General features: G+C 54.4%; 9 protein-coding genes and 1 tRNA gene. 4 read left to right on the plus strand and 6 right to left on the minus strand.

Annotated elements, in window-relative coordinates; translation table 11 throughout:
• Positions 1–238 precede the first annotated feature (238 nt).
• Together P8J86_09210 and P8J86_09215 are read left to right on the plus strand one after the other, a co-directional pair.
• Positions 239–817: a hypothetical protein gene (locus P8J86_09210; GenBank protein MDG2054874.1), complete on the plus strand. Its 579-nt coding sequence runs from the start codon at positions 239–241 to the stop codon at positions 815–817.
• Positions 818–1,291: 474 nt separating this feature from the next.
• Positions 1,292–2,845, plus strand: a complete 1,554-nt coding sequence (locus P8J86_09215) for an FAD-binding oxidoreductase (GenBank protein MDG2054875.1) — start codon at positions 1,292–1,294, stop codon at positions 2,843–2,845.
• Between the two features lie 415 nt (positions 2,846–3,260).
• Here P8J86_09215 and P8J86_09220 read toward each other — a convergent pair.
• The 3 genes from P8J86_09220 to P8J86_09230 all read right to left on the minus strand — a co-directional run bounded on the left by P8J86_09220 (position 3,261) and on the right by P8J86_09230 (position 7,931).
• Positions 3,261–3,332, minus strand: a tRNA-Gly gene (locus P8J86_09220).
• 161 nt (positions 3,333–3,493) lie between these two features.
• Entirely contained in the window at positions 3,494–4,012 is a 519-nt protein-coding gene (locus P8J86_09225; GenBank protein ID MDG2054876.1) for a hypothetical protein, read from the minus strand.
• Positions 4,013–4,136: 124 nt separating this feature from the next.
• Positions 4,137–7,931 (minus strand): S41 family peptidase, encoded by a 3,795-nt coding sequence (locus P8J86_09230; protein MDG2054877.1) that lies wholly within the window; start codon positions 7,929–7,931, stop codon positions 4,137–4,139.
• Positions 7,932–8,038: 107 nt separating this feature from the next.
• Between P8J86_09230 and mutY the strand changes: the two genes are divergently transcribed.
• Complete coding sequence (gene mutY / locus P8J86_09235; GenBank protein MDG2054878.1) at positions 8,039–9,106, plus strand: A/G-specific adenine glycosylase; 1,068 nt, start codon at positions 8,039–8,041, stop codon at positions 9,104–9,106.
• Between the two features lie 5 nt (positions 9,107–9,111).
• On the opposite strand, the gene P8J86_09240 is transcribed toward mutY, so the two are convergent.
• On the minus strand, positions 9,112–11,451 hold the full coding sequence (locus P8J86_09240; GenBank protein ID MDG2054879.1) for an HDIG domain-containing protein: 2,340 nt from the start codon (positions 11,449–11,451) through the stop codon (positions 9,112–9,114).
• Positions 11,452–11,628: 177 nt separating this feature from the next.
• Here P8J86_09240 and P8J86_09245 point away from each other — a divergent pair, with 177 nt between their 5' ends.
• The gene (locus P8J86_09245; protein ID MDG2054880.1) at positions 11,629–12,312 is read left to right on the plus strand and encodes a hypothetical protein; all 684 of its coding nucleotides are present in this window, start codon (positions 11,629–11,631) and stop codon (positions 12,310–12,312) included.
• Here P8J86_09245 and gatA read toward each other — a convergent pair.
• Entirely contained in the window at positions 12,292–13,755 is a 1,464-nt protein-coding gene (gene gatA / locus P8J86_09250) for an Asp-tRNA(Asn)/Glu-tRNA(Gln) amidotransferase subunit GatA (GenBank protein ID MDG2054881.1), read from the minus strand. The genes P8J86_09245 and gatA overlap by 21 nt on opposite strands.
• Positions 13,756–13,773: 18 nt before the next feature.
• Positions 13,774–14,109 (minus strand): Asp-tRNA(Asn)/Glu-tRNA(Gln) amidotransferase subunit GatC, encoded by a 336-nt coding sequence (gatC, locus tag P8J86_09255; protein MDG2054882.1) that lies wholly within the window; start codon positions 14,107–14,109, stop codon positions 13,774–13,776.
• Between the last annotated feature and the right edge of the window lie 64 nt (positions 14,110–14,173).

Below are 14,173 nucleotides of genomic sequence, written 5' to 3' on the forward strand. Positions count from 1 at the left end.
GCGGGTGAGGCGATTCGAACGCCCGACATTCACGTTGGAAATGTCACGGTGGGTAGGTAGGTGTGTCGGAAGTTGATTTAATCCAGCGGGATACGTCTCAAATCTACTATCCACTGTTCATATCGAAATGAGCCGAATAACCCACGGGATTACCATCCAGTTGATGTCTGATGAGTGTGTTCTCCAGGACGGTTGATTCGATATTCTGTGTGCATCTACTTTGCTGAGGAGCACCACAATGACAACCGACACTCGTATCGAATCACTTGAAACTCAAGTCCGCACACTGAAGCGAATGCTCTTGGGAGTATTTGGATTGGTTGTTGTTGGAGTACTACTAGGTTGGGCAACACCGCGAACGTCCCCAGATGTACTTCGCTCAAAGCGGCTTGAGATTCTCAGTGACAACGGAACACCAGTAGTGGTCCTTGAGGCAAGCCGAGTCTTTGACAGTGTAGATCAAGAGGGCCATTTTGCTGGCAAATTGATTTTGCAAAACGACGATGGCAAGCAGAACGCAAGTTTGGGGCCAGGTGACTTTGGAGGAGGAAGCCTGAGCATTAACAACAAAGACTCAGTAACTGTGGTGGCACTAGGATCTTCGATCAATAATGGTGGTAGTGCCTTTGTGAACAACAGTACTGGCAAGACTTCTGCCGCCATCAGCTCAAGTCCTACTGGGGCCGGGTGGCTTACTGTCAATAGCAAAGATGGGAATCGAGTTGTCGCACTTGGAGTGCGTCAAGACGGGGGGAATGTCATCACGTGGGCCTTGGATGCAATGACCATCACGTCAAGACTGCCAGCTCCGAAGTGATCACCTTGCCTATGGGCTACGAGGCAAGGACGGGGAACCCCGCTGCACATCGAGGGGGGGTGTCTTCTTTCTGAAATAACCAACAAATGGATGGTCGGTGGTTTCTGCGAAATGTGGATGGTAGAAGTCAGCGCAACACCATCGAAAAACCCCCGCCACATCTCGGTGACAGGGGTTCAAGGGTTAGAAGGCTGCTGAGGCGATTCGAGGCTGAATGAAGGTCCCGCGCAGCACACCCCGATATCCAGGTTGGAAACGTCACGGGTCCTTGACTCGTTGCCCCGACGATTGCCGGCGCCGCGTCCCGCACCTTCGGTCTCCCCGAGACGAACTTCGGATCCCTCGAGACCGGGCTGACCTCTCGATTAATCGGCTAGGATACGTCTGAGTAAGACTCGCCACGATCGGCGAACCTGACCGTACATGCATTCCCGACACCGACCGATACCAACCGATACATGGAGACTCAGCGCGATGCAGGACCCGAAGAACAGGATCTCGCGGCGGACCGCCCTCAAGGGTGCGGCGGTCAGCGGTGTCGGACTCGTCGTCGGAAGCTTCTTCGCCGAACAATTATCGAAGCAGGTGGCAGCATCACCGGAGGGCATCTTGGGATCAAACGAAGAGTGGTTCGCGCAACGCGCGTGGAGCGTGAGCGCCAACAAGGTGCTCCCGAAGGCGGATGGGGCGACCGGCAACGTCACCACCCTGGCCAGACGGATCGAGTTTCCGGCATCTGCCGAGGAGATCGCCGCCATCGTGACGTCGCTTCCAGCGACCACCCCGATCGCCTGCGTATGCGGTGGACACGAGTCGTCGGGCGCGGCGCTCGTCGCGGACCGCGATGCGGTGATCCTCGACCTCGGTCGCCTCAAGTCGATCGATTTCGAGTCGTCCGACGACGAGACTCTGGTCACGGTGGGGGCCGGAGTGGTCTTTCGCGAACTCGTCGAGGCGGTCAAGGCCCACGGCGGCGCGTTGCCCGTGGGCACCGGTCCCGGCGTCGGCGTGGCCGGGTACACCCTCAACGGTGGGCTGAGTGGCTACTTCTCCAGGCGGCTCGGTCTGCTCGGCCAGCGTGCCGTGAAGATGACCGTGGTGACCGCCGAAGGCGAGATCCGCGTGTTGACGCCTGATGACGAACTGTTCACGGCGATGCTCGGTGCGGGAAGTGCGCTCGCCATCGTCGTCGACATCACCTTCGAGATGGCCGACGCCAGCGCCGTCAAGGGTGCCGAGCAGCTCGTCTTCGGATATGAGACGCGGGCCCAGGCGGTCGAGTTCTCGAAGAAGGCGATGCGGTTCATGAAGGAACGGATCATGCCGAACGAGTCGGTCTCGCTCGAGATCGTCGTGACGGGCACCAAGGCGATCGTCGCCACGATGGTCTTCTACGACACCTTCGAGGGCAGCACCACCGAGTTCGTCGAGCCGCTCGAGCAGCTGGCATCGGGCATGAAGCTGCCGACGCTCGCGCGGGCGCACTGGGCCTCGTGGTACGAGGCCGCTGCCGCGCTGTGGCCGGTGATCGCCGAGCAGAAGGGGAATCCGCTCGCGACCAGCTACCACTGCGCCGGCACGACCGGTATTCCCGAAGACGCCGTGCTCGACTTCGTGGGCGACGTCGTGGTCGGCGAAGCGCCGCTCGACGAGGCCGAGATGTCGATCGTCGAGATCCGGACGCTCGGTGGCCAGGCTCAGCGGGGGCCGCGGATTCCCAGCGGCAACTGCGATCACGCGTTCTTCGTCGATCTCGTCACGCTCTTCGACGCCAGTTCCAAGTCCCTGGCCCAACGGCAGGAGATCGTGGATCTCACAAACCAGGTCGTCGACAAGTCCCGCGCGGTTGCGGGACTCGACGTCGATTTCAGCGGCACCCATTCGCAACCGGACGATGTCGACAGATCCGCGATCGCCGCCGAGATCTTCGGATCGGCCGAGATGGCCCGTGCCGTCGAGACTCAGAAGAAGCTGGTGGACCCCGTCAATCGGTTCAGGTTCAACCCCTTCTCGAAGTTCGTGGGATGAACGCCCGACATTCACGTTGGGAACGTGATGGTGTGTAGTTGGAATCAGTGTAAAGCACAGTTACCTAGGTGATTGTGACGGATTCTGACTAGTCACTTTTGTCACAACATATGTTGCGAGATACACGATTGCCTACAGCAAAGTGACTAGTGAAAGTGACTAGTAGGTGGTTTTGTAACAGAACTGACTAGTTTCTCAGAGCGTCACTATATCAATGAATAACCCCTGCCGAAGCAGGGGTTATTTTTGAAAGCGGGTGAGGCGATTCGACGCCGAGTCCGGGCGGTAGCCCGGGCGAGATGCGTAATGACTGCTGCGGCGTAGCCGCAGCGCGGGCCCGCCGTAGGCGGGGACGCACAACCGCGAAAGAAACAAGGCGTGCCCGCCCGGAGGGTGGATCACGCCTTGTGGCGAAAGCGGGTGAGGCGATTCGAACGCCCGACATTCACGTTGGCAACGTGACGCTCTACCACTGAGCTACACCCGCAATCTATGCAATTGTCGGTTCACCACATGGTGAACCAGGAGGCTTTTTCGGGGGGAGGCCCGAATCAGCCAGGAGGCAGAGTATACCGACTCCACATCTAGCCGGGCAAGCATCTGCTGAAACATCTTTAAGGGGCAAGGATCGAGGCCGCTGAAAGGCCCTTAGCTTTGCCCAATCAAGACACCCGCAAAGAGCACAATGGTGCCACCAATAATGACTTGAATACAAGCCTTCCAGAAGGATGTTTTCATATATCGCTTGCGGATCCAGGCAATTGAGATCAGCTCAATGATGACCACGATAATGGCCACCACCATGGCGGTATGGAAGTTGGGAATGAGGAAGGGCAGGGTGTGACCAATGCCACCAAGGAAGGTCATACCACCACAAGTCAAACCTCGAACCACGGGGCGCCCTCGCCCACTGATCTTGCCATCGTCAGAGAGCCCCTCAGCAAAGGCCATCGAGATGCCCGCGCCAACAGCAGCGGCAAGACCAACAAGAAAAGCCTTGTTGGTATCTTCGGTCGCATAAGCAGCGGCAAAGATAGGGGCCAAGGTTGAAACTGAACCATCCATCAAACCAGCTAAGCCTGGTTGAACAACTTCAAGTACGAAGTTCGACTTTGGCTTTGTCGACGTGCCCTTATCAAGTGATTTTGAGCTTGATGTATCTGACATAGATCAGATCCTTCCTAAGTTGATTTGTGTACTGAAGTCATCGTGACATGACATGCAAAGACACCATCTCCTTTGGAGATGGATCGTCAATGCATTTTTTGTCATGGCCTCAAAGGCCAAGTGTTTATTTATCTTCTTCAGTGATGCCCATGCCACTGCGGTCTGGGGATGCTGGTCGCTGAGGGGGTGCATAGGCCTCGGTCTCCAGAGACTTGAGCATCTCTTGGACAGCACGTTCGAGTTGAGGGTCGCCACCATCCTTCATCAGCGCAGGATCATCAATCACTTCAATATCTGGATCAACACCATGGCCTTCAACGCCCCAGGTGCCATCGGCTTCGTAGAAACCGAAGGTCGGTACGGCGGTGTAACCTCCATCGATCAGTCTGGGATTGCCAGAAATTCCAACCAGGCCACCCCAGGTACGGGTGCCGATGATTGGTCCCAGATTATTGCGGCGGAACAGCCATGGGAACATGTCACCGCCAGAGCCAGCCATGCCGTTGATGAGCATTGCTTTGGGGCCTTGATGTGAATCTGGCGGCCACTTCCAGTCTTTTGAGTCGCGGCGCGCCCAGTAATTTGTGACGGGGCGGTTGAGCATTTCAATAAAGCGCGTGGGAATCTGGCCGCCGCCGTTCCAGCGTTCGTCAATGATCAATGCAGGTTTATGAGCTTGGCCATAGAACTGTCTGATCAGATCAGATTGACCATCTTGCCCAGTGTTGGGGACATAGATGTAACCAACTTGACCATCTGAAAGCTCATCAACTTTGGCTCGGTTTGATTCGATCCAATCGCGGTAACGCAAACGTCTTTCACTGCCCGTCGGCTTGACCACAATGTCTCTTGCATCATCATCCATGACGGGCTTATCGCTGACGGTCAAAACCATGGTACGGCCAGAAGTGCCAATAAACGATGACCAAGGATCCCGTGTTGTATCAAGCGGCACACCGTTGACGGCCAATATGAAATCGCCCTGAGAAAGATCGAGTCCTTGGGCATTGATTGGATTACGAGCATCGACGTCCCAAGAGCCGCCGCCATACACATGAGCAACGCGATAGGCCGGTGGCCATGACTCAGGGAGATCAGCGAAGAAGTCTCGCGGTTCTTCGTCGGTCGTCTCTTCGCTTTCTTCGTTGTCGGTCTCTTCTGCAGCTTCAGCAGTCGCTTGATCTGTTCGCGCTTGGGCCCATTCTTGTGGGTCGCGGGAAGCAACCTCCCAATCGACACCCAACATGCCAACGTTGCGTGATGGCTGACTTTCGCCATCGCCGCCCCAGTAGTAAGCATGGCCAACATTTAATTCGCCGATCATCTCTCCGATGATGTAGCTGACATCTTCACGCGTCATGGCCTGATCGACCATAGGTACGTATTGATCTCTTACGGCCTCCCAGTCAACGCCGTGCAAGTTCGGATCGTAGAAGTAGTCACGTTGAATTCGCCAAGCATCGTTTGTGACCTGCCGCCATTCATCACGTGGGTTGATGTTTGCCAACATTGGTTCCATGACAACACTATCGCCGCCACTGCCCGCACCAGCAGTGCGTATGCGAGCACCACTGCCGCTGGGCACCAAAATCTTCTTGCCATCAGCACTCAATGCAAAGGCTCGGCCGGTACCAGCAGAACTTTCGCTGGGATCCTCATCAGAAATGTCGATCACCTTGATGCCACCGTTGTCACCTTGACGTACGTACATCAGTTGGTTGCGGTCATTGACGCGTAGGTTTGAAAAGTTTCCAGGGCTGACTGGAAGTTTGAAACTACGCGCTTCAAAACCATCAAGATCAATCTCGACGGGATCGGTATCTTCTTCGTCTTCTGCGTCATCTTCTGCGTTGTCTGCTCCAGGGGCTCTACGGGTGCCGGTGACAGGCGCCGGATTTTCACCATTGACTGAACCCACGCCATCAAGCTGGCCATCTTTGACCGATCCCTCGACCATCACGATTGTGCCGCCATCCATGGTCACCTGCATCTGAAAGTCGCCGCTGGCTGGATCAAAGGTACCGGTTACTTGGGCGTTGAACATGTCACTGGTGAGGGTGCCCGAGAGTGTATTGTCACTGGCCAGCTGAATTTTTAGAACCATTGAAATTTCACCGACTTGTGGCATGCTCACTGAGAGATCCCAGGTGCCCGAAAACGCATCAGTTTGTTCGTCAACGGGTGTTTGCTCGTCGGTGTTCTCTTCATCTGCATCATCATCTGCAGCGGGCTCTTCTTCCTCTTCCTCTTCTTCTTCGTCTTCTTCCCATTCCTCTTCGTCACTTTCTTCAAGCCACGGGTGTTCGACATCATCACGAAGGGGCACGGCGACTAATACGCCAGAATCATCGTAGATCCACGAGAGGTCAATGTCAGAATAGCTCGGTGAGAATTGTCGCTGAGAAGTGAAGTAAAGATAATCACCAGCGCGATCGAAGGTGGGGGCACTGTCACTGAACATCGAGTCGGTGACGACATTTGTTTCACCTGATTCGGTGTCATAAAGGTGGATGCGTCCTTGTGGTGAGTTGTCATCACCTGCGGACCATGCAATCCATCTTGAGTCATTTGAAAATGAAGGCGAGGTAAAAAGGCCCCACTGGTTTTTGCCCATTTTCGTGCGCTCGCCACTTTCAAGATCAATCAAATAAGCCGTTCCGGTCTTGTCGCTATAGAGCAGTGATTCGGAGTTCGGTAGCCACCAGATATTGTTCTTGTAGGGGCCCATGTCTGTGGTGAGCCGGCGTGGTTCATCTGAGCCATCACTCTTGCGCACATAGACTTCATACTCGCCGGGTTCATCTGAAAAGTACGCAATCCATTTTCCATCAGGGCTCCAAGATGGGGTGCGTTCAGCAAACGCTGAAGTACGCGTCAAGTTGCGTGGACTGCCTTTCTTTGCAGGCATTGTCCATATATCGCCTCGCGCTTCTGCGACGGCGCGTTTCGCAGTCGGTGAGATCCCCATTTGCTGGATGAAATCTGAAGTGTCCACCATTTTTGGTCGCAGCGAAGCGGTGGCGCCTGGTACATCAATGTCAATTGGTTTTGTGGTCTTTGTTTGATCGTCGTACACCCAAATGGCGGGGCCGCGCTGAAAAACGATCTTTGCCTTGCCGGCATCGTCAGGACCAATCGCGGGCCACTTGACATCGTAATCATTGAAGCGTGTCAGCTGCGTATGCTGATCGTTGGATGTGTTGTACTTCCAGAGATTCAAGCGGTGCTCATCACCTGCATCTGAAAGATAAAATAATTCATCGTCATGCCACATGGGAATTGTGTCGGTGCCTTCCCAATCAGTCACGCGTTTCGATTCACCGGTTTCCATGTTGACCAACCAGATGTCACTGGCCATACCACCGCGATAACGTTTCCATGTTCGATTGTCGCGCTGGTTTGGTGTATAGGCGAGCCAAGTGCCACTTTTATTCATCACAGGATTAGCGCCGTAAGGCACTGGTAATTGTTTTGGTAAGCCGCCTTCGCTATTGACTTGGAAGGGGCTTTCGGTCATGGGAAGGGTGCCCATACTGCGAGCACTAAAGAGAAGGTCGCCATCATTGGTCCAGTCACTTAAGACTTCGCCGCTGGGGTGGTGGGTGATTCTTTGGGGGACGCCACCTCTGACAGGCACGGTGTAAATGTCACGGCCGCCATCGTAGTTGCCAACAAAGGCGACTTGGGAGCCATCTGGATTGAAGCGGGGCATGAGCTCAACACCAGCAGGCGAAGCAAGTGGCAAAGCTGTGCCGCCATCCAAAGGAACACGCCAGAGATCATTGCCATAAACAAAGACAATGTCTTGAGAAGAGATATCTGGATAGCGATACATCGAGGCGCCACCTTGGGCTTGGTCAGCGTCTTGGAAGGCCGGTGCAGTCAAAGTAAGGGTCAGTGCCAGCATTGGGCTCAGCATGATGGGGGCTCCGTTTGGGGCTTCTAGTTGGATTTGGCATCTTAGCTCAAATGACGATCTAGCTCTTCGTCAATGCAGGCTATGCTCTAGCTCTCTATAAAGGATGGATGGCCCGTGACAGACAAATGGCAAAATCGCCGATGAAGCGTGACCGAGCCCGTCGGCTGACACGTTCGATGAGTTTTTGGTTTAGGGAATCAGCACGCAAGCTGCCGTGGCGACAACGGAGAACGGCGTATCACGCGTTGGTCTCAGAGTTCATGCTGCAACAGACCCAGGTCAGCCGTGTCTTGGAATACTTCCCATCCTTTATCAGGCGTTTTCCAACCATGCGGTCATTGGCTGAGGCAGATGAGCAGGAGGTGCTCGCGGCCTGGCAAGGGCTGGGCTATTACCGTCGGGCTCGGAATCTCCATCGAGCGGCTCGCCAGATCATGGCAGAACATGGCGGGCGTCTTCCTCGGGAGATTGACCAACTCATAGATCTGCCAGGAATTGGCCGGTTTACAGCAGGTTCACTGGCTTCAATCTTGTTCGGTCAGGCCCAACCAATCGTGGATGGCAATGTGTTGCGAGTGCTCAGTCGACTCGAAGGCGAATCTCTGACTGATGAACAGGCCTGGCATTTGGCAGAGATCCTTGTCAATCAGGCTGATGATCCTGCTGTTTTCAATGAGGCGCTCATGGAAATGGGCGCGATTGTGTGCACGCCATCGGCGCCACGGTGCGGTGCGTGCAAATTAAAACGTCTTTGCCGCGCGCGTCGCCAGGGTATACAGGAAGAAGTGCCGGTGGCTCGGTCTCGAAAGAAGCCCAAGCAGGTGCATCACTATGTGGTCATTGTGAGATGGGGGAAGAAGCTTCTGTTTCAAAAGCGGCCACCAGAAGGGCTGTGGTCAAATATGTGGCAACTACCCACCATTGAGTCAGATCAAGTTCGCAAGCTCCAGGATCTGGCCTTTGCGGCGCCCGTATCGGGGCTTTGTCAGGTCGGTCGCTTTGATCATCAAACCACCCATCGCCGTATCCGATTCCATGTCTTGGAAGGCCAGATCACGCCATCCTCAGCGGGTGGTCGTAGTGGTACCTGGCGGAGGCCTGGTGATGTTGATGATTTGCCAATGAGTAATGCCCAGCGCAAGGCTCTTGCCATGGCAAGCAGTCAAGCCAGTTGAGCTATTTACACTGCTGCGGTGGTTGAGAGCTGCACTTCTGATTCGACCGGAACCTGGTCCGGGTAGTTAATGCGGCCGTGGTGAATCGCAGCGACACGATGTGTGATGGCCTTTTCAATCGTGGCAAGCTCTCTAAAACTCAGGCCACAATCATCAAACTGACCGTCGAGTAATCTTTTGCGGCTCAGTTCTGACACCAAGTGGGCAATGCGAGCAGGGTTGGGATCATGCAAAGCACGTGAGGCAGATTCGACCGCATCAGAGAGCATGAGTATGGCGGCTTCTTTGGTATGTGGTTTCGGGCCGGGGTAACGGAACTCAAACTCATCGATTGTTTGATCTTCATGCTCGGCTTGGGTCTTTGCCGCATGATAGAAGTACTCCACCAATGTCGTTCCATGGTGGCTGCCAATAAAGTGTTGCACGGTGCGCGGCAGATTGTATTCGCGGGCGAGTTCAACGCCGTCTTTCACGTGACCAATAATGACAAGTAGGCTCATGGCAGGGCTCAGCTTGTCGTGTTTGTTTTGGCCGCCGCCTTGGTTTTCGATGAAGTATTCAGGCTTATTGATTTTGCCAATGTCGTGATAGAGCGCACCAACATAAACCAAGAGGCTATCAGCGCCGATTGAATCAGCAGCGGCTTCGGCAATGTTGGCAACTTGTAATGAGTGGTGATAGGTGCCCGGCGCTTTTTGTTGCAACTGTCGGAGTAATGGTTGTTTTGGATCACGCAATTCAGCCAGTGTCATGCCTGTCGTAATATCGAATAGTCGTTCAATGCTTGGCAGGATGCCGAGTACCACAAAACCAACAGCGAAGGCTGCGAGTCCAGAGAAGACAGCTCGGGCAAGAATTTCATATATGAAGCCGTCGACGGTCGGTGTTAGCACCAGGCCTAAGAGGATGGCGCCAATAAAGAAGACAATGGCTGACATTGCGGTTGCGCGAATGAGTGTATTTCGCGTTCGAACATCACTCAGCATGCCAATGGCTGTGCCGCAGCCAGCAAGCAAGAGCACGAAGAAGCCAACGCCCATTTCGATCGCAATGGCTGTCATGGCCACTTGCAGTGCGCAGATTAAGAAGGCAAGGCGCTGGTCATAGGCAAGCAGCACAATGAGCGTTACAAAGAGAATTGGTGCGATGGCAGCAGGGAGCAGAAAGTTCGGAATCTCGGCCGTAATGAAGACGGTCACCGCAAGCATCGAAACCATTAGGACACAGAGCGTGGACATGCGCAGTGGGTTCTTCGGAATCTTGGGGTATACAGAGTAAAAGTAGGCGCCCATGAACACAGCAAAGATCACCATGAGGCCAATCACGCCCTGGCGCGGTATCCACTTTTGGAAGGCTGAGCTGGTTGCCCAGTACTGTTGGCTCTCTTGAACAAGTTCGTCGTACTGAAGTGGCGTGAGTTTTTCACCTCGACGGTAGATGACCTCGCCGGCACGGTGTTCGATTCGTGTTGGTTGAACGCTTGCTTCAGCTTGATCTGCATCGCTTTGCGTTGCCTCGGGATCGAAGATGATGGTCGGCTGGGCTTCGTCAGCGACGCGCGCAGAAACAAACGGCGCCACGTTGGGTGGGAAGCCGGCTTCACGCACCAGCTCGTTAACGCGACTGGCCATTGGTGAATCAGCGCCCTCGCTGAGGTCGATTGCTCGGCCAAGGCTGCGACGCCTGACGCCACTGGAAAGGAGTAGGGCTCGATTAATGGCTGGCGTGGTCGAGTAAATTTGAAATTGCTCGCCCGTCAGTAATGGGTGCTCAGTGAGTTCTTCTGAGATGAGCGCATTGACCATTCGCTGCCAGGTGCGCGTTGGGGCGCCATCTGTTGACATTTGTTGCAACGCGGCCAAGCCAGCATCGGTAAGCTTGAATTCTTGGATCAGTTGGTGGTCGATATCTGCAAGTGATGTCTTGCTTGCCACTGCAGTAGGCAAACCGTTCAGCGCTGCCTCAAGGCGATCGAGATAGGAGGTGTTTAGCTGATAGATTCGAGGTGAGCTTTTGCGTGCTTCAAGTTTTCTTTCTTGCGTCGCCTTGGCATCCTCAACGGTGTAGTCGAGGCGTTTGACATAGGTGTCCTGCATAATTTGTCCATGCAGGACCTTGACCTGATCGCGTGACCAGATCACCAGGGCGCTTGAGACGATTGCAAATGCCAGAAGCGTGACCACGGTGGTCAGCAAAGCTGGTTGCCGAATGGCATGCCAGAAGCGACTCGAACGGCGCGGCAGAAGCTGTCGTCGAAGTTCTTCGCGACGAGCCTGTGATCGTGTCGGGTTGGCTTTGGTTGATTTACCCATTTCAGGAAGCATCCCTGCTCCGTGGCTTCGCATTGGCCGTCCGGGGAACTAAGGCGGCCATCGATCACGATGACTGAGGTCTCGCCCGCCTTTGGCCTTCTCGTCGATAACCTTATCGGCAGATAAGCGTCGGGCAAGCGCCGAGAGTGGTATTATCCAAAGACAATGGATCTAGAACCCCTCTAGAGGGGTAAAAAACAGGGTATCGACATGATGGTACGTTGGCAGTCAGGCCTGAGTTTGATTTTAAGCGGTTCTTCAATCATGGGTGCCTTCGCACTTTTTGGGGGGGTTGCCGGATCTGGCTGCGCCAGCTCGCAGGGGGACGAGGTTGATCAATCCAAGCTGGTGTATGAGGCCGATTGGGCTCGTCCCATTCTGGGCGCCGATGGCACTGATCGATACCGAACCCGTCGGTATTTAAGTGAATCTGATGAGAAGAATGTCGAAGAGATTCTGCGCTCTATTGCGGCTGAATGGCATGTTACAGAATTGCCGGTGACATCACCTGGAAAACTCCGCTGGGTTGATATGGATGACGCAGTTCGACTTGCTTGTGATGACAGTGAAGTCGCAACAACATCGAAGTCCGTCACTGGTACGGGAATGCAATATGGTTTGTTGAATATTGTTGGGTTGCCTGGAAGCTTGGTCATTACGCGAACAGATGATGATCGTGCCTACACAGCGCAGTGTCAGATCGGATTGTTCCCAGGCTTAGTATCCAATCAAGCGAGCGCAGATCTGCTGATTAAGAATGTACGCAAGCAGATGGAATTGATCGCAGCCGAACGCCGTCGTTTTTTGACACATGAGCATGCTCAAGCCGAAACGTTCGAGGCGATTGAAAAAAAGGATCAGGAATCAAAGTCGTTAGGGGATGGCTCTGGTTAGCGTGCCGATGGATTTCTCAAGCAGATGTGCGATGCGGAACATGGTTGGTTCTGTGTAAGACTGGCACTGAATTTGAACGCCGATAGGAAGTTTGTTTCCGTCAATGTCAGTAAAGCCAGCAGGGACCGAGATGCCGCAGATGCCCGCGATATTGGTGTTTGCCGTATAAACATCGCAAAGGTACATGGAAATCGGATCACTCTTAGCGCCCTTTTTGAACGCCGGCGTTGGTGATGTGGGCCCAATCAATGCATCACACTTTTTGAAGGCCTCATCATACTCCTGCTTAATCAAACGTCTGACCTGTAATGCCCGTTTGTAGTAGGCGTCGTAATAGCCAGCGCTCAGTACATAGGTTCCAAGCATGATGCGCCGTTGCACTTCAGGCCCAAACCCCTCGGCGCGGCTGCGCGCGTAAAGTTCAAAAAGAGCTTCTCCTGGTTCAAGCTTTGCTCGATGCCCGAAGCGAATGCCATCGTATCGAGCGAGATTGCTTGAAGCCTCAGCGGGTGCCAGGACGTAGTAGGTTGAGATGCCATACGCAGTGAGTGGTAACTCAACTTCAATGATCTCACATCCGGCTTGCCGGTAGACATCGATCGCTGCTTCGATCGCAGCGGTCACGGTTGGATCATTGTCACTGGAAAAATATTGGCGGGGCACACCAATACGCCACGTTTGATCTGGTTCTTTCAGTGCGGCGCTATAGTCAGGCACCGCCACATTTGCAGAGGTGGAGTCATGTGCGTCAAGGCCAGCAATGATCTGAAGCATCGCAGCTGCGTCTTCAACGGTATGAGTAAACGGTCCAATCTGGTCAAGACTTGATCCGAATGCAATCAGGCCCCAGCGGCTGACCCGTCCATAACTTGGCTTGCAGCCAACCACGCCACACAGTGCAGCTGGTTGTCTGATTGATCCGCCAGTATCTGAGCCAATCGATGCGCAGCACAGACCTGCAGTCACAGCGGCGGCGCTACCACCCGATGAGCCGCCTGGTACACGGGATGTGTCCCAGGGGTTGGACGTGGCGCCCCAGGCGCAGTGTTCTGTCGACGAGCCCATGGCAAATTCGTCGCAATTTGTTTTACCGAGAATGATTGCACCAGCTGCTTCAAGTTTCTCAACCGCAGTTGCGCTGTAAGGGCTATTGAAGTTTTCAAGTATTCTTGAGCCGGCAGTGGTAGAACCAAAGTCGGTGACAATGTTGTCTTTGACTGCAATGGGTACACCAGCCAAGGGGCCAGGATCCTCGCCAGCGTCAAGGGCGGCATCAATCGCTTTGGCCTGTTCAGTTGCTCTTTCCGGATATGTTTCGTGATAAGCATTGATGGTGCCGTCGATCGCATCAATACGCTCAAGGAAATGATGGCAGGTCTCAAGTGCAGATGTTTTACGAGACCGTATTTGATTTGCGAGGGATATAAGGCTCTGTGTATGCATGGCGTTCTTGTCTGGGGCTTAGGCCCCGCCTCCATCGCCGAGGACCTTTGGAACTGCCAGGAGGGGGCCTTGTTTCTGTGGCGCGTTGGCAAGGAACTGCTCAGCAGTCAGTGAAGGCTGAACTTGATCTTCATCAAGCCGGTTGACTGAGGAAGCTTCAGCGCCTGGAGGTGGCGGGGGGTGGTTCATCGGTTCTACCCCAGTCACATCAAGTTCAGTCAGTTTTGCAACATGGTCAAGGACCCGTGTAAGCTGCTGTTGGTAGCTATCGAGCTGACTGGTATCTAAGTTCAGCCGGGCCAGTTTGGCGACATGGGCGACTGCCGCTTGATCGAGATGTTGGTCGTTGGACATGAATTGAAGGTACCAAAAAGCATGCTCGCCCACTGGTCCCTATAGTGGCTGCTCGGGGGCGGCC

The sequence above is a fragment of the Phycisphaerales bacterium genome, assembly GCA_029268515.1.
In the GTDB taxonomy this organism is placed as follows: Bacteria; Planctomycetota; Phycisphaerae; order Phycisphaerales; family SM1A02; genus JAQWNP01.